General features: G+C 59.4%; 20 protein-coding genes. 5 read left to right on the top strand and 15 right to left on the bottom strand.

Annotation, left to right across the window (positions count from 1 at the left end):
• Nucleotides 1-11: 11 nt before the first annotated feature.
• A complete protein-coding gene (gene pheT / locus HNQ72_RS14205; RefSeq protein WP_183992834.1) occupies nt 12-2,459 on the top strand; it encodes a phenylalanine--tRNA ligase subunit beta in 2,448 nt (815 codons plus the stop codon).
• Here pheT and HNQ72_RS14200 read toward each other — a convergent pair.
• Nucleotides 2,456-2,851 carry a tautomerase family protein gene (locus tag HNQ72_RS14200; RefSeq protein WP_183992833.1) on the bottom strand — a complete coding sequence of 132 codons (396 nt, stop codon included), beginning with the start codon at nt 2,849-2,851 and terminating at the stop codon, nt 2,456-2,458. The genes pheT and HNQ72_RS14200 overlap by 4 nt on opposite strands.
• 42 nt (nt 2,852-2,893) lie before the next feature.
• Nucleotides 2,894-3,310 (bottom strand): MarR family winged helix-turn-helix transcriptional regulator, encoded by a 417-nt coding sequence (locus tag HNQ72_RS14195; RefSeq protein WP_183992832.1) that lies wholly within the window; start codon nt 3,308-3,310, stop codon nt 2,894-2,896.
• Between the two features lie 123 nt (nt 3,311-3,433).
• On the opposite strand from HNQ72_RS14195, the gene HNQ72_RS14190 reads away from it, so the two are divergent.
• Complete coding sequence (locus HNQ72_RS14190; RefSeq protein WP_183992831.1) at nt 3,434-4,051, top strand: hypothetical protein; 618 nt, start codon at nt 3,434-3,436, stop codon at nt 4,049-4,051.
• A 6-nt stretch (nt 4,052-4,057) separates the two neighbouring features.
• Here the strand turns inward: HNQ72_RS14190 and HNQ72_RS14185 are convergent, their stop codons facing one another.
• From HNQ72_RS14185 to HNQ72_RS14170, 4 genes are all read right to left on the bottom strand, one after another.
• Nucleotides 4,058-4,417 (bottom strand): nuclear transport factor 2 family protein, encoded by a 360-nt coding sequence (locus tag HNQ72_RS14185; protein WP_183992830.1) that lies wholly within the window; start codon nt 4,415-4,417, stop codon nt 4,058-4,060.
• A gap of 67 nt (nt 4,418-4,484) precedes the next feature.
• Nucleotides 4,485-5,480 (bottom strand): aldo/keto reductase, encoded by a 996-nt coding sequence (locus HNQ72_RS14180; protein ID WP_183992829.1) that lies wholly within the window; start codon nt 5,478-5,480, stop codon nt 4,485-4,487.
• Nucleotides 5,481-5,540: 60 nt separating this feature from the next.
• On the bottom strand, nt 5,541-6,500 hold the full coding sequence (locus tag HNQ72_RS14175; protein ID WP_183992828.1) for an aldo/keto reductase: 960 nt from the start codon (nt 6,498-6,500) through the stop codon (nt 5,541-5,543).
• A 119-nt stretch (nt 6,501-6,619) separates the two neighbouring features.
• The gene (locus tag HNQ72_RS14170) at nt 6,620-7,564 is read right to left on the bottom strand and encodes an aldo/keto reductase (protein WP_183992827.1); all 945 of its coding nucleotides are present in this window, start codon (nt 7,562-7,564) and stop codon (nt 6,620-6,622) included.
• A gap of 188 nt (nt 7,565-7,752) precedes the next feature.
• Between HNQ72_RS14170 and HNQ72_RS14165 the strand changes: the two genes are divergently transcribed.
• Nucleotides 7,753-8,739: a Gfo/Idh/MocA family protein gene (locus HNQ72_RS14165; protein WP_183992826.1), complete on the top strand. Its 987-nt coding sequence runs from the start codon at nt 7,753-7,755 to the stop codon at nt 8,737-8,739.
• 55 nt (nt 8,740-8,794) lie between these two features.
• Here the strand turns inward: HNQ72_RS14165 and HNQ72_RS14160 are convergent, their stop codons facing one another.
• Together HNQ72_RS14160 and HNQ72_RS14155 are read right to left on the bottom strand one after the other, a co-directional pair.
• Nucleotides 8,795-9,172, bottom strand: coding sequence for a GtrA family protein (locus HNQ72_RS14160; RefSeq protein ID WP_183992825.1), 378 nt, complete (start codon nt 9,170-9,172; stop codon nt 8,795-8,797).
• Nucleotides 9,169-10,179, bottom strand: a complete 1,011-nt coding sequence (locus HNQ72_RS14155) for a glycosyltransferase (RefSeq protein ID WP_244654415.1) — start codon at nt 10,177-10,179, stop codon at nt 9,169-9,171. The genes HNQ72_RS14160 and HNQ72_RS14155 overlap by 4 nt, the downstream gene beginning before the upstream one ends.
• Before the next feature lie 172 nt (nt 10,180-10,351).
• Between HNQ72_RS14155 and HNQ72_RS14150 the strand changes: the two genes are divergently transcribed.
• Complete coding sequence (locus HNQ72_RS14150) at nt 10,352-12,202, top strand: hypothetical protein (RefSeq protein ID WP_244654369.1); 1,851 nt, start codon at nt 10,352-10,354, stop codon at nt 12,200-12,202.
• A gap of 1 nt (nt 12,203) precedes the next feature.
• On the opposite strand, the gene HNQ72_RS14145 is transcribed toward HNQ72_RS14150, so the two are convergent.
• Nucleotides 12,204-12,428: a hypothetical protein gene (locus HNQ72_RS14145; RefSeq protein WP_183823684.1), complete on the bottom strand. Its 225-nt coding sequence runs from the start codon at nt 12,426-12,428 to the stop codon at nt 12,204-12,206.
• 213 nt (nt 12,429-12,641) lie between these two features.
• Nucleotides 12,642-12,905: a spike base protein, RCAP_Rcc01079 family gene (locus HNQ72_RS14140; RefSeq protein WP_183992823.1), complete on the bottom strand. Its 264-nt coding sequence runs from the start codon at nt 12,903-12,905 to the stop codon at nt 12,642-12,644.
• A 156-nt stretch (nt 12,906-13,061) separates the two neighbouring features.
• Here HNQ72_RS14140 and xseA point away from each other — a divergent pair, with 156 nt between their 5' ends.
• Nucleotides 13,062-14,678, top strand: coding sequence for an exodeoxyribonuclease VII large subunit (xseA, locus tag HNQ72_RS14135; RefSeq protein WP_183992822.1), 1,617 nt, complete (start codon nt 13,062-13,064; stop codon nt 14,676-14,678).
• Between the two features lie 42 nt (nt 14,679-14,720).
• On the opposite strand, the gene HNQ72_RS14130 is transcribed toward xseA, so the two are convergent.
• The 5 genes from HNQ72_RS14130 to HNQ72_RS14110 all read right to left on the bottom strand — a co-directional run bounded on the left by HNQ72_RS14130 (nt 14,721) and on the right by HNQ72_RS14110 (nt 18,923).
• A complete protein-coding gene (locus HNQ72_RS14130) occupies nt 14,721-15,476 on the bottom strand; it encodes a ParA family protein (protein WP_183992821.1) in 756 nt (251 codons plus the stop codon).
• Between the two features lie 151 nt (nt 15,477-15,627).
• On the bottom strand, nt 15,628-16,560 hold the full coding sequence (locus tag HNQ72_RS14125) for a cyclase family protein (protein ID WP_183992820.1): 933 nt from the start codon (nt 16,558-16,560) through the stop codon (nt 15,628-15,630).
• Nucleotides 16,561-16,760: 200 nt separating this feature from the next.
• Complete coding sequence (locus HNQ72_RS14120) at nt 16,761-18,014, bottom strand: aminopeptidase (protein ID WP_183992819.1); 1,254 nt, start codon at nt 18,012-18,014, stop codon at nt 16,761-16,763.
• Between the two features lie 79 nt (nt 18,015-18,093).
• Nucleotides 18,094-18,567: a Cys-tRNA(Pro) deacylase gene (gene ybaK, locus HNQ72_RS14115; protein WP_183992818.1), complete on the bottom strand. Its 474-nt coding sequence runs from the start codon at nt 18,565-18,567 to the stop codon at nt 18,094-18,096.
• 2 nt (nt 18,568-18,569) lie between these two features.
• Nucleotides 18,570-18,923, bottom strand: coding sequence for an ArsC family reductase (locus HNQ72_RS14110; RefSeq protein ID WP_183992817.1), 354 nt, complete (start codon nt 18,921-18,923; stop codon nt 18,570-18,572).
• Between the last annotated feature and the right edge of the window lie 135 nt (nt 18,924-19,058).

Genomic DNA, 19,058 nt, shown 5'->3' with positions numbered 1-19,058 from the left:
GGGATAAGATCATGAAATTCACGCTTTCCTGGCTCAAGGATCATCTTGAGACCGACGCAACTCTCGACCAGATCTGCGAGCGCCTGACGGCGATCGGCCTCGAGGTCGAGGATGTTGACGACAAGGCGGCCTACAAGCCTTTCGTCATCGCGAAAATCCTAACGGCCGAGCAGCATCCCGAGGCGGACCGTCTCCGGGTTCTTTCCGTAGATGCCGGTCCAAACGTCAATGGCGGCAAGCCGCTGCAGATCGTTTGCGGCGCACCGAATGCCCGCGCCGGCCTCATCGGGGCCCTGGCGCGTCCGGGCGACTATGTTCCGGGCCTCGACGTGACGCTTGGCGTCGGCAAGATCCGCGGCGTCGAAAGCCATGGCATGATGTGTTCCGAGAAGGAACTCAACATGTCGGACGAGCATAACGGCATCATCGACCTGCCCGAAAATGCGCTGGTCGGTACGTCATTCGCGGCCTATGCCGGTCTCGACGATCCGATAATCGAGATCAACCTGACGCCGAACCGTCCTGACTGCACATCGATCTACGGCATCGCCCGTGATCTGGCAGCTTCTGGCCTCGGCAGGCTCAAGGTTCCGGCAGCTCCGGCGCTGAAGCTCGAAGGCGAGACCACGGTCGGCCTGACCATCGATCTCGATGACGAAAAGCTTTGCCCCGGTTTCGGCCTGCGCCTCGTGCGCGGCGTCAAGAACGGCCCGAGCCCGGCATGGATGCAGACCCGCCTCAAGGCTATCGGCCTTCGCCCGATCAACGCGCTGGTCGACATCACCAACTACATGACCTTCGATCAGGGCCGCCCGATGCACGTCTTCGACGCTGCCAAGGTCAAGGGCGATCTGACCGTCCGTCGCGCCAAGGAAGGCGAAACGGTGCTGGCGCTCGATACCCGCGAATACAAGCTCGGCCCGAACAATGTCGTCATCGCCGATGACAACGGCGTCGAGTCGATCGGCGGGATCATGGGCGGCGAACATTCCGGCTGTGACGAGAACACCGTCGACGTGCTGATCGAAAGCGCTCTCTGGGATCCGATCAACATCGCAAAATCCGGTCGTACGCTCGGCATCATAACCGATGCGCGTTACCGCTTCGAACGCGGTGTCGATCCGGAATACATGGTTCCCGGCCTCGACCGCACCACGCAACTGGTTCTCAACCTCTGCGGCGGCACGCCGGCAAAGGAAAAGATCGTCGGTTACAATGGTTTTGAAGCCAAAACCGTCGATTTTCCCTTCTCGGAAGTGAAGCGCTTGACCGGCCTTGAGGTTTCGACCGACGAAAGCCGCGAAATCCTCACGCGATTGGGCTTCACGGTTGAAGGCCAAGGGGGAGGGACGGGCGAAACGGTTTCCGTCAAGGTTCCGTCCTGGCGCCCGGATGTGGATGGCAAGGCCGATCTCGTAGAAGAGGTCATGCGCATCCATGGCGTCGACAACATCAAGCCGGAGCCGCTGGAAAATCTCGGCACCGTGAACGGCAAGATTTTGACCACGCTGCAGATCCGCACCCGCACGGCCAAGCGCGCGCTCGCCTCGCGCGGCATGCTGGAAGCCGTCACCTGGTCCTTCATCCCGGAAGATCAGGCCAAGCTTTTCGGCGGTGGTTCGTCGGCACTCAAGCTTGCCAACCCGATCGCGGCCGACATGTCGGACATGCGTCCGTCGCTTCTGCCGGGCTTGTTGACCGCTGCCCAGCGTAACGCCGACAAGGGTTATGGCGATGTGGCGATCTTCGAAGTCTCGGGTACTTACGAGAACGACACGCCGGAAGGCCAGCGTCGCGTCGCCGGTGGTATCCGCCGCGGTACGGCTTCGATCAACGGTGCCGGCCGCATGTGGTCGAACGCAACGAAGGGCGGCGGCAAGCCGGTCGACGTTTATGACGCCAAGGCCGATGCACTGGCCGTGATCGAAGCCTGCGGCCTGCCCATGGGCAATGTCCAGATCGAGCAGGGTGGCCCTTCCTGGTATCATCCGGGCCGTTCGGGCACGATCAAGATGGGTCCGAAGGTCATCCTCGGCACGTTCGGCGAATTCCACCCCAAGACGCTGGCGGCGCTTGATGTCTCCGGCGCTCTGGCAGGTTTCGAGATCTATCTCGACGCCATGCCCGAGCCGAAGAAGAAGGCGACCCGCACCAAGCCGGGCCTCGAGCTTTCACCGTTCCAGGTGGTGAAGCGCGACTTCGCCTTCGTGGTCGGCTCTGAAGTGGAAGCCGGCGCGATCGTCAAGGCGGCAACCAGCGCCGACCGCAAGCTGATCACCGGCGTCAACGTCTTCGACGTCTTCGAAGGCGCATCGCTTGGCGAAGGCAAGAAGTCGATCGCAATCGAGGTTCTCATTCAGCCGGTCGACAAGACCCTGACGGACGAGGATTTCGAAGCCCTGACCGGCAAGATCGTCGCCAATGTCGAAAAGACCACGGGCGGTGTGCTGCGCGCCTAAACGGCGCGCTGATATCGCCATTCCTGGGTTTTGCCGCCGTAGCCATAAGCTGCGGCGCGCACATCTTGGACGTAGATATAGCTTTCCTCGTGCAGATCGCCGAGGAGGCGTTCAAAGCCTTCGAAGGCCGCCTGGATATAGGTGGCCTTTTCGCTTTTCGTGTTGGTCTCGTCGGTGATCTTGATGTCGAAATAGACACTCGACTTGCCCTGTTCCAAGAGCGTCCGACCGCCGGCGATCCAATCGCGTGGATCCACATAGTCGATGGCGATCGCCGTCACGGCCGGATCCTTGCCGAGAATGCGCTGCGTCAGTTCGGTCAGCATGGTTGCTATGGCGCGGGTCATCTCGTCAGAACGTTGACCGCTGACTTTTACATTAAGGATAGGCATGTTTTCCTCAATTGGTTAGCTATGCAACTATATGGGTTTGACTTACGGCAGATGGCTGCCGATCGACTTTGCCTGCTCGACGAAGCCGGCAAATGTGCCGTCGCCGAGTTCGTCCTTCAGCCGTGCGGTAACCTTGCTGCTGGCATCGTTCAGGCCATCCTTCAATGTCAACGCAGCGGGGGTCGGGTGGATTTCAGATTCGCGACCATCCTGTTTCGTCGATCGCCGTTCGAGCAGGCCGCGGGCCACAAGGCCATCAACCGCGCGGGTTGCGGTTGCCCGCGCAATCCTCAACGTCCCGGCCAGCTCGCTATGTAGCATCCCCGGTTTTGCCAGAACCGCGCGCAACGTGAATGCCTGAGACGGTGTAAGGTCGAAAGGCTTGAAAGCTTCCGACCAGACGCGCTCCAACTGGCGTGCAAGTGCGGTCGTGTTGAAATAGAGGCAATGATCGAACATCCATCAAACATAGCAGAGATAATTGCATATGCAATCAAATTTATTCGAACGGGCTTCACTGAAAACGGGTGGTGAGACTGACCATTTGAATATTAGTCTCTCTTCCGTCTGGAGGAACGTGAGATGCGCAAGCCGAATTCGATGAAAGGCCTTGAGGATCTCGGTCGTGTCCGGTTGTCGAAAAACTTCTTCCTCCGAGATTTTCTCCATTCTGAAATCGCCGACTTCTATCGCATTCCCAATATTCCCGATGATCCGGACCTGGCGATCGAAGCCGGAAGCCGTCTTTGCGAGGAGCTTCTGGAGCCGCTGCAGGCAACCTTCGGGCGGCTGCATATCCGCTCCGGTTACCGGTCGCGCGAGGTCAACGAATTCGGCAACAGGAACAAGCTGAACTGCTCGACCAATGCCGCGACCGCCGCCGACCATATCTGGGACATGCGCGATGCCGATGGCTGCATGGGTGCGACTGCCTGCGTGGTCGTGCCGTGGCTGGTCGACAACTGTGATCGCCAAGAGGATTGGCAGCGGCTCGCCTGGTGGATACACGACCACCTGCCTTACGCCTCGCTGTGTTTCTTTCCGAAACTATGGGCGTTCAACATCCAGTGGCATGAGCGACCGGCAAGGCGGATTTCAAGCTATGTCGCGCCACGCGGAGTTCTCACCAAACCCGGCATGGCCAATCATGAAGGCAGCCATGCGGAATGGTATACTAGTTTTCCAGACCTGCAGCGCTGAGGCGGCTCACGAATGCAGGTGATAGACCTTGTTGACGATCACCCAGCGACCTTCGACCTTCAGCAAGGACAGATAATCCGAAAATCGCATTCCGGCGAACTCATCGACCACCTTGACGGTTGCGGCATCGCCGGTCACGTCGATTGCCTCGATCTGGATCAGCGGCTGTGAGCCTGCAACCGTCGGCCCTTCCGATGCAACGGCATCGATGAACTCGTTGAGTGACATCCACTCGACCTTGCCCTGGTAATTGCCGATGATCGAGGCATTCGGATGAAAGGCTTTTCTGAGTGCGCCCGCATGGGCAAGTGCCATGCCGTCGACATAGAGATGCACGACGGATTCGACTGACTGTTCTTCCGACATTGCTGAAATCCTCCCGCCCGCGACTATAGCAAAGCCGCAAGCGGGAGCAATGTGGCGTTGTACGATGTCAGCGTTTCGGCGTCCACGCCGCACCAGCGCCATACCGCGCGCCGGCAATCTTTTCGGGCGAAAGCATTTCGTCGAGCCTTGCCACGTCCTCGGCGGACAGCGTTACATCTGCTGCGGCGGCATTCTGCTCCATGTTGGGGATCTTTCGCGCGCCCGGGATCGGCACGATGAAATCGCCCTTGGCGAGCACCCAGGCAAGCGCCAGCTGCGCGGCGCTCACGCCCTTCTGCGCCGCCATCTCTTCCACCAGTGTCACCAGCGCCAGATTGGCGGCCATGTTGTCGGCTTCGAAGCGGGGCAGTTTGCTGCGCAGGTCGCCTTCGCCGAAATCTGCCGTGCTCTTGATCTTGCCGGTGAGGAAACCGCGGCCGAGCGGGCTGAAGGGCACAAAACCGATGCCGAGCTCGCGGCAGGTATCGAGGATGTCGCCCTCGGGATCACGGGTCCAGAGCGAATATTCGCTCTGCAATGCGGAGATCGGATGCACGGCATGCGCCCGGCGGATGATCTCGGCGCTGGCTTCGGAAAGGCCCAGTGCCTTCACCTTTCCTTCTTTCACCAGATCCGCCATCGCGCCGACCGTATCTTCGATCGGAACCTCGGGATCGACGCGGTGCTGGTAGAAGAGGTCGATGACATCGACGCCGAGGCGTTTGAGCGAGGCTTCCGCCACTTCACGCACATGTTCCGGCCGGCTGTCGAGGCCGGACATGGCGGCGGAATCGCTCTTTGTCGGGTCTATCTTGAAGCCGAACTTGGTGGCGATGACGACCTGATCCCGATAGGGCTTCAGCGCCTTGCCGACCAGCTCCTCGTTGACGAAGGGTCCGTAGACTTCGGCGGTGTCGAAGAAGGTCACGCCGATTTCGACGGCGCGCTGCAACGTCTTGATCGACGTCGCCTCGTCCTGGCCGCCATAGGCGTGGCTCATGCCCATGCAGCCGAGGCCGATGGCCGAAACGGTGAGGTCTTTTCCCAGTTTGCGCGTCTGCATCAAGGTCTCCGATCCTGAATAAGGAAGGCGGGCCGGTTGCATGGCCCGCCTGTTATGGGCTCAGGCGCTGGCGTCGTTGAGCAGCGCCATCTGGTTGCTGGTCAGTTTGAGATTACCCGCTGCAATCAGCGTGTCGAGCTGGCGGGCGCTGGTGGCGCTGGCAATCGGCGCCGTCACGCCGGGCCGCTGGGCAATCCACGCAAGCGCCACCGATGCCGGCTGCGAATGGGTTTCTGCGGCCACTTCATCCAGTGCGGCTAAGATCCGCGTGCCGCGCTCGTCGAAATATTTCGCCACCATGCCGCCACGGTTCGGGTTCGCTTCTGCCTCGGCCTTGCTCTTGTATTTGCCGGTGAGGAAGCCGGATGCCAGGCTGAAATAGGTGATCACGCCGACATCCTGCGCATTGCAGAGGTCGGCCAGCGGTCCGTCGAAGCCTGAGCGATCATAAAGATTATATTCCGGCTCCAGCACGTCGTAACGCGGCAGGCCGGCTTTTTCCGCAGCCTCGAACGAGGCCTTGAGCTGCTCGGCGTTGAAATTCGAGCATCCGATGGCGCGGATCTTGCCTTGTTGCTTCAGCTTGGCGAAGGCGGCCAGCGTCTCTTCATGCGGTGTCTGCGGGTCCGGCCAATGCGAGAGGTAAAGGTCGATATAGTCGGTCTGCAGCCGCTTCAGCGAGCTTTCGACCGCATCGATGATACGCGCGCCCGTAAGGCCCTTTTCCATGGCGCTGCCCTGTGGTGTCGAGCCGACCTTGGTGATGATGACGGCCTTGTCACGCGCACGGCCGGATTGCTTCAGCCATTTGCCGATGATCGTTTCGGATTCGCCGCCGGCATTGCCTGGAACCCAGCCGGAATAACAATCTGCGGTATCGATCGTGTCGAAACCGGCATCGAAGAACTTGTCGAGAAGGTCGAAGGAGGTTTTCTCGTCTGCCGTCCATCCGAAGACGTTACCGCCGAAAACGACGGGCGAAATGGAAAGGCCTGTCCGGCCAAGTACGCGCAGATCCATGATAATCTCCAATATCTATTTGAGGATTTTAGAACCGGCGAGTGCCGGTTCTCTTGATCTAGGGACGCGATGTGACCTTCGCACTGCGTAGATGGTCACGATGATGTTAGCCGTCCTCCTCAGGCTGCGTCGTTGAGCAGCTTCATCTGCGCATCGGAAAGGGTCAGCTTGCCGGCCGCGATGATCGCGTCGAGCTGTCTGAGACTGGTGGCGCTGGCAATCGGTGCGCTGATGCCGGGGCGTGCCGCGACCCAGGCGATCGCAACCGTTGCCAGGCTTTCGCCGGTCTCTGCCGCGACCTGATCGAGCGCCGCCAGCACCTTTGCACCCTTGTCGTTCAGATAGTCCGGAATGCGGTAGCCGCGGGCGCTGCCCGTCGCATCTTCCGGCTTGCGGTACTTGCCCGTGAGAAAGCCGGCAGCAAGGGCGTAATAGCTGATCACGCCGATATCCTCCGCAATGCAGAGATCGGCAAGTGCACCCTCGAACTTGTCGCGGGTGTAGAGATTGTATTCCGGCTGCAGTACGTCGTAGCGCGGCAGGCCGTCCTTCGCAGCGGCCTCAAGCGAAGCCTTAAGCTGTTCGGCGCTGTAGTTGGAGCAGCCGATCGCGCGGATCTTGCCCTGTTCCTTGAGCTTCGCATAGGCGCCGAGCGTTTCTTCGTGCGGCGTGTCGTCATCCGGGAAATGCGACAGGTAGAGGTCGATATAATCGGTCTGCAGGCGCTGCAGCGAATTGTCGACGGCCTCGACGATCCAGCTGGCTTTCAGCTTCCTGTCGTCCATCGAAGGATGGCCGACCTTGGTGACGATGATCACCTTGTCGCGGGAAACCGTGCCGCGCTTCAGCCATTTACCGATCACCGTTTCGCTTTCGCCGCCGGAATGGCCGTCGACCCATTTCGAATAGACGTCCGCGGTATCGATCGTGTTGAAGCCGGCGTCGAAGAAACGGTCGATGAGGTCGAACGAGGTTTTCTCGTCGGCGGTCCAGCCGAACACGTTTCCGCCGAATACGACAGGCGAAATGGAAAGACCGGTCCGGCCGAGTTTGCGCAACTCCATGGGATACTCCAGATATTCTGATTTTGAGATCGTTTGCGGTGGGAGGGCCAAGGTTAGTCCTGCAAACGGGAAGGCCGCAATCCATTATTTGCGCTTGGGTCCGATTTTTCACGAAAGCCAAAAGCGCGCATTGAACCGGTCGCATCCCCACCCTAAGCTTGCAGGAAGATGTGCAAGAGGAGAGCGTCATGCTGCGTTTCGGGATTTTGTCGACGGCCAAGATTGCAAGAGAGGTCGTCATGCCGGCGATACAGGATGCCGAGAACGCCGTGATCACGGCGGTCGCGAGCCGCGACGTGACGAAGGCGCGGGCGCTGGCCGATCGTTTCGGCGTGCCGCATGCCTTTGGCTCCTATGAGGAAATGCTTGCCTCCGACGTCATCGATGCCGTCTACATTCCGCTGCCGACCAGCCAGCATGTCGAATGGTCGATCAAGGCCGCCAATGCCGGCAAGCATGTTCTCGTCGAAAAGCCGCTGGCGCTGAAGGCGTCGGAACTGGATGCCCTCATTGAGGCGCGTGACCGTAACAAGGTGGTCGTATCGGAAGCCTTCATGGTCACCTACGCGCCGGTCTGGCACAAGGTGCGCGAACTGCTGAAGGATGGCGCGATTGGTGAGTTGAAACATGTCCAGGGCGCTTTCAGCTATTTCAACCGCGATGCCGGCAATATGCGCAACATCCCCGAACTCGGCGGCGGTGCATTGCCCGATATCGGCGTTTACCCGACCATCGTCACCCGTTTTGCCACGGGCGAAGAGCCGCAGCGCGTCCAGGCCCTCGTGCGCCGCGACCCTGATTTCGGCACCGACATCTATTCAAGCGTCAAGGCGGATTTTGGCGGTTTCGAATTGAGCTTCTACATCGCCACCCAGATGGCGAACCGGCAGGTCATGGTCTTCCACGGCACCGAAGGTTTCATCGAGCTGAAATCGCCCTTCAATGCGGATCGTTATGGCGCCGAAGAGGTCGAATTGACCAACCAGAAGCACAATATCTCGCAGATCTTCCGCTTCCCCGACAGCCGCCAATACCGTCGCCAGACGGAGGCCTTTGCCAAGGCTGTTGCGGGCGAAGCCTCGGAAATCGTGACGCTGGAGAGTTCGGTCAAGAACCAGCGCTTCATTGACGCGATCTATCGCGCCGGCGAGCATGATGGCTGGGAAGCCGTCTAGCCCTCGGCTCTGGGCAGTTCCGGCAAAACCGCTTCACACTTTTGCTGGAACTGCTTCAGTTCTTGTGGCGAAACACGAAACGGGAATAGCCGAAAAAGCTGTAGACCGTCGCAGCCGCGGACGCGAAAACGATCGCGACCGCCGGCTGGATCGGCGCGCGGGCGATCAGCGCGGAATAAATCGCGTAGTTGATCAGCGCTGAGGTGATGCCCACCGTCCAGTATCGAAACCCTTCCACCGCAAGCGAGTGAGGGGAGGGGTCGAAGGTGCGGTTGCGATTGACGAACCAGGTAAAGCTCATGGCGGCCATGATCGCCGGTATGCGCGACAGGAACGGCCCGATCGGCGTGTAGGTCAAAAGCAGGTGGTTGACGCCGACATCGATCAGGAAGCCGATACCGCCTGCAAACAGGAACCAGAAAATCCGCTTCATGCCGCGCTCTTGCCACCTCGTCGGGCCAATGGCTCGATGAAAATCTCGCCGGACGGGGATGATGGCGCTCTGCTCTGCAGCGGCAAGCTCATATAGTGGATGCGCAACTGTTCGGCCCGCGCCCGTGAGACGGAATCGAGGATCAGGCCCGCCGTGAACATCAGGAACGAAAGCACCATCAGAACCAGCGAAAAGACCCAGGTAGGCATGCGATCGACAAGCCCGGTCTCGAAGTAGGAAACGAGCACGGGTGCCATGAAGACCAGGCTCGTTGCCATGAAGACAGAGCTGATGGCGCCGAAAAAGACGAAGGGCCGTGTTTCCTTCATCAGCATGGCGAACATCCAGAGGATTTTTGCGCCGTCTCGATAGGTCGAGAGCTTGGAGTGCGAGCCTTCGGGGCGCCGCCCGTAATCGAGTTCGATCTCGGTCACCGGCAATTTTAGCTGCGATGCGTGAACCGACATTTCCGTTTCGATCTCGAAGCCACCGGAAACGGCCGGGAAGCTTTTGACGAAACGACGTGAAAAGGCGCGATAACCGGAGAAGATGTCGGTGAAGTCGCGGCCGAATATGCTGCGGTAAAGGATGTTGAACAGCCGGTTTCCGGCGGCATGGCCTTGGCGACCGGCATCGTCATGAACACCGCGGCGGGTGCCGACAACCATGTCAGAGCGTTCGGTGAGCAGGATGCGGATCAGCTCCTCCGCGTCTTTGGGGGAATAGGTGCCGTCGCCGTCAGCCATGACGTAGATATCGGCGTCGATATCGGCAAACATGCGGCGCACCACATGGCCCTTGCCCTGACGGCGTTCGCGCATCACCTCGGCGCCGGCCAGCATTGCCTTGAGCGCGGTGCCGTCCGTGGAATTGTTGTCGTAGACGTAAACGCGCGCAGTCGGGAGAACCTCCCGAAAGCCATGCACGACATCGCCGATTGTCGATGCCTCGTTATAGCAGGGGATCAGCACTGCAATCGACAGATCACCGGCAATGGAACCCGCCAAAGTGCCGAAATGTGCGCTGGCATGATTACCGGCAGAAATATCACTCATGATTTTCACTCTGTACGCGGAAAATCCAGTGCAGATACGGCCTGCCCTGTCTGCTTTACTATTTCTTGGGAAGGTTAAGTTTAGGTTGCGGGACTTCCTTAAGTGCTCAAAACAAGTGTGAATGATGAACACGACGACAGATGAGATGTCCCGGCAGGATGCCGTGCCTGCTTCAGCCTCCGTTCTGTCCCGGCTTTTTCCTGCAGTCGCGCTTTACTGGCTGATGACTGCGGTTGCCATCGCACTCATCTCCGTGCCGAAAGCAAAGGATCTGATCGGTCCCGACAATGACGATGTCATGCGGCTGGTGGAAATTCGCGACTGGCTTGGTGGCCAGAGCTGGTTTGACCTTATGCAGTACCGTCTCGGCCTTTCCGGCGGGACCCTGATGCACTGGTCCCGCTTCATCGATGCGCCGATCGGCGGACTTATCAAGCTGTTTTCGCTGTTCATGCCTGTGGAGATGGCCGAAGGCCTGGCGGCCAGTGTCTGGCCACTTCTGCTCATTGGCCCGCTTCTGCTCGCCATCGGTTTCGCTGGTCGGCGCCTGGGTAGTGAGAACGATGGGCCGCGGGTGATGCATATCGCGCTTGGCCTAGGTGCACTCTTTGCCTTTACCTGCATGAAGTTCCGTCCGGGCGCGCTCGACCACCACAATGTCCAGCTTGTTCTGGCAATCGGGATCACTGCACTTCTGGCGGATCGCCGCGGAAATAAGCTGGGCCACGCCGTCGCAGGGATCGCTACTGCTTTGGCAATTGCCATAGGGGCGGAAACCACACCTTTTGTTGCCATCGTATGTATATGCGTCGCCGCCCGCTGGATTTGGCAAGGGGCCGTATTTGCCTCCGCTGCCCGCGCATTCGGTCTCTCTCTCGCGCTTGCTATTACGGCTGAATTTCTTGCCACGATTCCACCAAGCTCATACGCCGCTGTCACCTGCGATAACCTTTCACTCGGCTTCTTTTCTCTCTCGGCGCTAGGAGGGGCTGGGCTTCTCAGCCTTACCTGCCTTCCGGCGCGCGCCGGAATGGGTATCAGGCTTGCAGCGTCTTTCGTCCTGGGCGCGGTTATTGGCGCAGTGGCTCTGCTCATCGCGCCGCAATGCCTTGGCAGTCCGCTCGCCAATCTTGATCCGATGCTGGTTGAGCTCTGGCTGAACCACGTTACTGAGGCGCAATCCATAACGGCACAGATGCAGCAGTTTCCGGAAACCATTGCAGGTTTCTACGTCGTCGGACTGTTCGCTGTCTTCGCCTGTGCCTTTCGTATCTGGCGCGGCGACGATCGTGGCCTGCATCTCCTGTTTCTAGCGCTTGTTTCTGTGAGCTGGGCGGTTGCCCTGGTCCAGATCCGTGGCAGCCTTTTCGCAAATCTCCTGAGTATTCCGCCGCTCGCGTTACTGATTGCCGATCTTCAGAAAAAGGCGCGAGACAATCCGAAGAGTATTTCGATCAATCTTGGATTTGTCCTGGCGACCTTGGCATCCGTCCCCGTCGTCTGGGGGCTGGGCGGCGTCATCCTGAAACAGGGTTTCGGCGCCACCAGCATGGACGTTCTTGCTACGGAGAACGCCGGTGAAGACAATACATGCGGCGATGCCCAGGATATGGTGGCGCTTCGCAGTCTTCCGCCGGGAATGATTGCCGCTCCTTCAAATCGTGGCGCGGGTATCTTGAGGTTTACGCAGCATAGCGTTCTGGCCGCTCCCTATCATCGCAACCAGGGTGGCATGCTGGCGGAACTTCACATTGGCATGGCAAAGCCGGATGATGCACTCGCACTTCTCAAAAATGCGGGTGTGAACGCACTTGCATTTTGCAGAAACGATCCGCAAACCGAAAATCTTATCGAGCTTTACCGTGATGGCCTCTACGCATCATTGGCACGAGGCGAGTTGCCGGCCTATCTCTCGCCGGTCCGATCGGATGGCAAATTCCAGCTTTTTGTCGTTAACGAAGCTGATCCGAAATAAGTCAGGCGTGACGGAATGACTGGATGAACGCAGCCGCGACGACCAGATTGATCAGTCCGAAGTTGAAACCGAGTATAGCGATAAGCAAGCCAAGCATGCTTGTGGCGCCGAAGAGGGCAGCAACAAAAAAGACAACGGGAATAAGCAATGCAGCCGCGATTATAGACGCGAGACTGCGTGTCATGCCGGCCAAGAGGCCAATGGTTGTTGCCGTTAGAAATAACACGGCGGATCTCCTTCCTGTGTGTCGGAGATCGTATATCTTACGACCCTCTAAAGAATGCTTTCGCATCATGCCTAACGGCGGGTCATTTTTTTAGCTACGATTGACCGATCACTGTTAAGACTTAGGTCGCTTGTCCTCCGACCTAAGTCCATTCCTCCATATGGACGCAACGCGGCAGCATTGGTCGGGTTCCATTATTGTCCGGTTCGCATATTAGAACAATGCGACGATTGCGCCCGCTGTCGTGCCCGTGGAATGCACCTGGACCACGCGGATCGGCAGGAAGCTGCCGGACGATACGCCGGTGAACGAGAGATCGTCGCCGGAGAGCATCCGCACCGCAAGATCACCGCCACTGCCGACATAAAGCGCACGGCTGGGAACCGAAAACGGGGCCGTGTCGCTGGGTGTGACGGCTCCTCCTGCGGAGGCGGGGCTTGAAAGAGAGGGTTGGGTATTGGCAAAAGGATCGGTCATGGCAGTTTTCTCCGGTTTGAACTGCCCGGATTATCTCACGGCCACGCGGGCCGGGGACGCACGCACGGAAAAGGATCGGTGCCGCTCTCCATCTCGTCCACATCAATCCGCATGCCGGCGGATGAAATCCTTCTGACGATCGGTTAGAACAAAAAGATGAGCAGCACGTTCGCACCCGAAGCACAAAGCAATCTGACTGAATTTTCGGTCTCGGAGCTTTCCGGTTCGATCAAGCGAACCGTCGAGAACGCCTTCGACCATGTGCGGGTCAGGGGCGAGATTTCCGGTTATCGCGGGCCGCACTCGTCCGGCCATGCCTATTTCAGCCTCAAGGATGACAGGTCGCGCATCGATGCCGTGGTCTGGAAGGGTACGTTTTCCCGTCTGAGATTCCGCCCCGAAGAGGGCATGGAAGTCATTGCCACCGGCAAGGTTACGACCTTCCCCGGCTCGTCGAAATACCAGATCGTCATCGAAAACCTTGAACCCGCCGGTGCTGGCGCGCTGATGGCGCTCCTGGAAGAGCGCCGCCGCAAGCTCGCCGCCGAAGGGCTTTTCGACAAGGAACGCAAGCGGCCCTTGCCCTATTTGCCGCGCGTTATCGGCGTCGTGACCTCTCCGACAGGCGCTGTCATTCGTGATATCCTGCATCGCATCACCGATCGTTTTCCCGTCCATGTCGTCGTCTGGCCGGTCAAAGTACAGGGTGAGGGTTCGGGCGAGGAAGTCGCAGCCGCCATCCGTGGCTTCAACGCCGTCCGCCCCGGTGATCCAATGCCGAGGCCGGATGTGCTGATCGTCGCTCGTGGTGGTGGCAGTCTTGAGGACCTCTGGAGCTTCAACGACGAGATCGTCGTGCGAGCTGCAGCCGAGAGTGCGATCCCGCTGATTTCAGCCGTCGGCCACGAGACCGACTGGACGCTGATCGATCATGCAGCGGATGTGCGGGCCCCAACACCGACGGGCGCTGCCGAAATGGCGGTACCGGTAAAGGCCGATCTTGATGCTCAACTTGCTAACCTTTCGGCGCGTTTGCGCGGCAGCGCATCGAGGCAGATGGATCATCGCAGCCAGTCCTTGCGCGCGCTTGTGCGGGCACTTCCCTCGCTTGACCAGTTGCTGGCGCTTCCCCGCCGTCGTTTCGATGAGGCGGCAGCCGGCTTGGGCCGTTCGCTGGAACGCACGACGATCGCCAAGCGCCGCACGTATGAGCGTGCCTCTTCCGGGCTGCGGCTTGACCTGCTGACGAACCGGCTGGCACTGCAGCGGCAGGCTCTGGCCGACCGGCTCCTGCGGGCAGATCGCTGCGTGGAGCGGCAGATCCTTAGCGAAAAAGGGCGACTGGCGCGTATCGACGCCTCGCTGAAATCATTGCCTGCGCGTCTGGCCGGCCATCTGCAGCGCGAGAGCCAGCATCTGGCCGCCCTGATCCGTCAGGCGGATACGGCGCTTGCCCACACCTTGTCCCGCAGCCGCTCGGTGCTGGCGGGGCAGGATCGTGTGCTGCAGTCACTCTCCTACAAGAATGTGCTCAAGCGCGGGTATGCCGTGGTGCGGGATGGCGCGGATCGCGCCCTGACGCGCGCGGCAAATGTTGCGGAAGGCAGCGCGATTTCGATCGAGTTCGCCGATGGCCGCATTCTGGCGGTTGCCGGTGAAACACAGGGCCCGACCGATCCCGGACAGGCGGCTCCGGCTGCAGTTCCGCCGAAGCGGAAAGCGCCGAAGCCCGATGTCGCATCCGGGCCGCCGAAGCAGGGCAGTCTCTTCTGAAGTGAATGGCTGGAAGGGGGACGTTCCAGCCAGTAGGCGGGATCAGGCGGCTTTCTTGGCAGCCGCGGTCTTGCGGGGTGTCTCCGCCTTTGCTTTGGCAGTCGCTGTCGATTTGGCGGTCTTCGGAACCTTGACCGGGACGGGAACAAGCTGCGCAATCTCGTCGACCAGCAGGCGTGCATTGTCCTGAGCCTTGGCAAGATTGCTGACGGCTTCCGGATCGAGAGCGTCGATCAGGGTTCCGGCATCGAACATGTCGCGATAGGCGGCGCGTTCGATCAGCGGCGTTGCAAGTACATGGACGCCCTGTTGCGCCAGCATGCCTTTCACCGCAAGCAGCGCCCGTGTGGTGATGATCGAGCTGACACGGGTAAGCGCCACCGAATGCGCGATATGGATGTCGCATTCGCTCTTCAGCTTCTTCAGGATGTCGAGCACCTGCGCGCCGCCCGCGGCATCGAGCGCGCAACCCTGGACGGGCACGAAGACGTGGTCGGAAAAGCCGAGACCCTTTGCGAGCAGCGGTGTCACGCCGCCGGGCAGGTCCACCACCACATAGTCGTTACGTTTCTTCAGGTCCTTGATCGTCTTCTCGATATTATCGGCATCGATATGGGCGATGATCGAAAATTTTGGCATCTTCGCCATCCGCGTCATCCAGCGGGAAACCCACTGCTGCGGATCAGCGTCCAGCATGGCAACGCGAAAACCTCGCTTTGCCAACTCCCCGGCCACGACAAGCGCCATTGTGGTCTTGCCTGCGCCGCCTTTCGTATTCGCAAATGTAATCACTGGCATTCACAACCCTCCGGTTCATATGAACACCACGGAGGAAAGCCATGTTTCTTGGCCTGTTCTTATCTGCTTCCGTCGTGATGATTTGCGGATGCTTGACGAATAAGCTTGCGCCGCGCTGGTTAAGGAAGCGCGGCGCAAGAGATCAGGTAAATCAGCGGACGCGCATGCCGGCCTGCTCATCGAAATGCAGCGGCTTGTCGAACTTCTGCAGCGGTGCTTCGGGGATCGAACCGATCGTCACGCCATGGGGCCAATCGGGTGGGCAAATGGCGATGTAGCGCGCATAGCCGCCCACGCCGCCGCCGAATTTCGGATACCCGATCGCGACGAGTGCGCCCGTTTCCGGCACCTTGTCCAGATTGGCGACGCCCTCAGCCTGGGCATATCCGTTGTGCATCAGCCAGTATTCGCCTTCCAGATTGGGCGTTGTGTCGGTGTCGAGCGGTTCATGCCCGTGAAACAGGATCTTGCGCTCGTTATGCAGGAATTTCAGTGCCTCCAGCCCCACGCCCGGGAATGGACGAGCTGTCGCAAGAGCCGGATCGGGCCATGTCTTCGACCAGCCGGATCGGACGAAGACCACCGAACCTTCCGGTATCAGGCCATGTTTCGCCTCGAAATCGGTAATATCGGAGACCTGCAGATGATAACCGGCATCCGTCTTCACCTTGTCCTCGATGTTGATGACCACCAGCGGCCGTATGGCATAGGTCGCAGGCAGCTCGTCGATCGCCGCATATTCCGGTGCCCAATGTGCCGGAGGGTCGAGCTGTGTGCCGAGCTGGTCGGTCGTCAGATTGTATGTTGAAGCGGCAAAGCCGTGTTTTTCGAAGGTAAAGGTTTCGCCCTTCTTGGCATAACCCTCAAGATCGGTGCCGGCGGCGGCTTGGCCGAAGCTCGGTTTGCCGAAACCTGCCCAGACCGGAATGTTCGGCGTGATCGTATGGGTCAGATCGACGTATTTGGCGCCTTTCAGGCTGTCATTATAAACTTTCCACAAGCCTTGTTCCTCCGCCAGGGCGGGTGAAAAGGACAGGGCGGCAAGCAATATCGGGAGGATCGTCTTATGCGGAAAAATCGGCATGCTGTATTCCTTCGTGAAAGAGATCAGCCAGCTTTTGGCGGGTCGCAGAAAGCACCCGCCGGGATTTCACCGCAAAGAATGTGAGCCGGCAACAGACGTTATGCCGAAGGGATGGTTGGAGCCGAAAAAATCCTGCTCAAGACGCAAACGGCGCCGCACACATGTGCTGCGCCGTTATCTTTGACAGGCAACTTGCTGCCTCAGGCCCATTCACCCCTGCGCATCACCGGAACCTTGGAGCCGTCCGGCTTGATGCCGTCGATATCGACCTTGTCGGAGCCGATCATCCAGTCGATATGGATGAGCGAGGAATTGCCACCTTGTGCCTTGATCTCTTCCTGCGTCAGCGAAGCGCCGTTGAGGAAGCATTTCGAATAGCACTGGCCGAGCGCAATGTGGCACGAGGCGTTTTCGTCGAAGAGCGTGTTGTAGAACAGGATGCCGCTCGCCGAGATCGGCGAAGAATGCGGCACCAGCGCCACTTCGCCGAGCCGGCGTGCGCCCTCATCCGTATCCAGCACCTTGTTCAGCACTTCCTCGCCCTTCGAAGCTTTCGCCTCGACAATCCGGCCGCCTTCGAACCGCACCTGGATATTGTCGATCAGCGTGCCCTGATGCGACAGCGGCTTGGTGCTCGATACATGGCCCTCAACCCTAAGCGCATGCGGCGTGGTGAAGACTTCTTCGGTCGGGATATTCGGGTTGCAGGTAATCCCGTTCTTCGCCGTGGACGCGCCGCCATGCCATTCATGGCCGTCTGCCAGGCCAACGGTCAGGTCGGTGCCGGGACCGGTGAAATGCAGCGCTGCAAAACGCTCACCATTCAGCCAGGTCGAACGCTTCCTAAGGTTTGCATTATGCTCCGCCCAGGCTGCTACCGGATCTGCGACGTTGACGCGCGAGGCGGCGAAGATCGCTTCAGCCAGCTTGGCAACCGCAGCGTCTTCCGGCAGGTCAGGGAAAACCTGACGTGCCCAGGATGGATTGGGATAGGAAACGATGTTCCAGTTGATGTCGAAATTGGCGATCTTTTCGAGCGCCGGCTTGTAGGCCATGGAATTGGCCTTGTTGGCACGGGCAACCTTGGCCGGATCTTGGCCAGAAAGCAGCATCGGATTGTCGCCGGCGATCGCAAGCCGGGCGGCACCGTTCTCGTAAGCCTTGGCCATGCCCTCGTAAAGCCAGTTGGAAGCCTTGTCGAAGCTGGCGTCCGGTGCATGCTGATAACGAGCGAGTGTCGTTTCCTCGTCGGAATAGAAGGCCGAGACCAGACCCGCGCCGGCCATGTAAGCGTGTTTGGTGATGAAGCGAACCAGCGGCAGTGCGGCGATCGGGGCGGTGATGACGAGATCCTGCCCCTTTTCCAGCCCAAGCCCCACCTTCACGGCGACTTCGCCAAGCTTCTCGAGCTTGATCGGATCGATGGACGTCTGGATGTTCGGGACGATGGTCATGGCTCAGCCTCTCGATTATTCGTGTGAGGCTAGACTTAGAGAGCTTTGGGGCAAAATTGAAGTCTTGGACATGCGGTCGTCAGGCAATCAGCGGAGCGGCGATCGCCTTCAGAGCCTCTTTCGCATCAGCCGGCACCAAGCGTATCTGCAATCCACGCTGGCCGCCGTTGACGAAGATATAAGGTTCGTCCAGCGCGGTAATCTCGATCGCGGTCGGCACGAGCTTCTTCTGGCCGAGCGGGCTGATGCCGCCGACATGGTAACCCGTCAAGCGCTCCGCATCGGCCGGCTTCATCATGTGGGCAGATTTCCCGCCAAAGGCCGAAGCGAGCTTTTTCATCGACACTTCGTGATCGGACGGCACCACGACGCAGATAGGCTTGCCATCGAGTTCGGCCATCAGTGTCTTCAACACGCGTTTCGGCTCTTCGCCGATCGCCTCCGCCGCCTGCAGCCCGATCCGGTCGGCATTGGGATCATAGTCGTAGGAAACGGTCGTATAAGCGATTTTCAGCCTGTCGAGGGTCTGGGTTGCGCGCGTAGTCTTCGACATTCTCAGGCGTCCCGGAAAGCATTTTCGTAAATCTCGGGCTTGAAGCCGATCAGCAGCTTTCCATCCGCTTCCAGCACCGGCCGCTTGATCATCGACGGCTGCGCCAGCATCAGCTCAATCGCCTTCGCCTGATCGATATCCTGGCGATCGGCCTCATCGAGTTTCTTGAAGGTCGTGCCGGCGCGGTTCAGCACCACTTCCCATCCGGCTTTATCGACCCATGCTTGCAAATGGTCGCGATCGATACCCGATGTCTTGTAGTCGTGGAATGCATAGCTCACACCCTTCTGGTCCAGCCAGGTCCGCGCCTTCTTCATCGTGTCGCAGTTCTTGATGCCGTAGATGGTGATCGCCATTTCGCCGTCCTTTTGTCCCTTTTGCCCGCATCACGCGATGCCGGACTGGTCAGCGAAGCGATAACAACACCACATCGCAGAATGCAAGCCAATGAGGCAGATCAAATAGTGGCATGCCAAGTTCGCATGGCTGAT

This window comes from Aliirhizobium wenxiniae, assembly GCF_014201355.1.
GTDB classification, from domain to species: domain Bacteria; phylum Pseudomonadota; class Alphaproteobacteria; order Rhizobiales; family Rhizobiaceae; genus Neorhizobium; species Neorhizobium wenxiniae.
Note: the sequence above shows the minus strand (reverse complement) of the source record. Positions and strands in the feature narration are given on the sequence as shown.

Excerpts from the sequence above, each read along its gene's own strand:
- xseA (WP_183992822.1), top strand. The coding sequence starts at position 13,062 with ATGAGCAGCACGTTCGCACCCGAAGCACAAAGCAATCTGACTGAATTT.
- HNQ72_RS14110 (WP_183992817.1), bottom strand. The coding sequence starts at position 18,923 with ATGGCGATCACCATCTACGGCATCAAGAACTGCGACACGATGAAGAAG.
- HNQ72_RS14150 (WP_244654369.1), top strand. The coding sequence starts at position 10,352 with ATGAACACGACGACAGATGAGATGTCCCGGCAGGATGCCGTGCCTGCT.
- HNQ72_RS14195 (WP_183992832.1), bottom strand. The coding sequence starts at position 3,310 with ATGTTCGATCATTGCCTCTATTTCAACACGACCGCACTTGCACGCCAG.
- HNQ72_RS14180 (WP_183992829.1), bottom strand. The coding sequence starts at position 5,480 with ATGCAGACGCGCAAACTGGGAAAAGACCTCACCGTTTCGGCCATCGGC.
- HNQ72_RS14125 (WP_183992820.1), bottom strand. The coding sequence starts at position 16,560 with ATGCCGATTTTTCCGCATAAGACGATCCTCCCGATATTGCTTGCCGCC.
- pheT (WP_183992834.1), top strand. The coding sequence starts at position 12 with ATGAAATTCACGCTTTCCTGGCTCAAGGATCATCTTGAGACCGACGCA.
- ybaK (WP_183992818.1), bottom strand. The coding sequence starts at position 18,567 with ATGTCGAAGACTACGCGCGCAACCCAGACCCTCGACAGGCTGAAAATC.
- HNQ72_RS14200 (WP_183992833.1), bottom strand. The coding sequence starts at position 2,851 with ATGCCTATCCTTAATGTAAAAGTCAGCGGTCAACGTTCTGACGAGATG.
- HNQ72_RS14190 (WP_183992831.1), top strand. The coding sequence starts at position 3,434 with ATGCGCAAGCCGAATTCGATGAAAGGCCTTGAGGATCTCGGTCGTGTC.
- HNQ72_RS14165 (WP_183992826.1), top strand. The coding sequence starts at position 7,753 with ATGCTGCGTTTCGGGATTTTGTCGACGGCCAAGATTGCAAGAGAGGTC.
- HNQ72_RS14170 (WP_183992827.1), bottom strand. The coding sequence starts at position 7,564 with ATGGAGTTGCGCAAACTCGGCCGGACCGGTCTTTCCATTTCGCCTGTC.
- HNQ72_RS14160 (WP_183992825.1), bottom strand. The coding sequence starts at position 9,172 with ATGAAGCGGATTTTCTGGTTCCTGTTTGCAGGCGGTATCGGCTTCCTG.
- HNQ72_RS14140 (WP_183992823.1), bottom strand. The coding sequence starts at position 12,905 with ATGACCGATCCTTTTGCCAATACCCAACCCTCTCTTTCAAGCCCCGCC.
- HNQ72_RS14175 (WP_183992828.1), bottom strand. The coding sequence starts at position 6,500 with ATGGATCTGCGCGTACTTGGCCGGACAGGCCTTTCCATTTCGCCCGTC.
- HNQ72_RS14130 (WP_183992821.1), bottom strand. The coding sequence starts at position 15,476 with ATGCCAGTGATTACATTTGCGAATACGAAAGGCGGCGCAGGCAAGACC.
- HNQ72_RS14185 (WP_183992830.1), bottom strand. The coding sequence starts at position 4,417 with ATGTCGGAAGAACAGTCAGTCGAATCCGTCGTGCATCTCTATGTCGAC.
- HNQ72_RS14120 (WP_183992819.1), bottom strand. The coding sequence starts at position 18,014 with ATGACCATCGTCCCGAACATCCAGACGTCCATCGATCCGATCAAGCTC.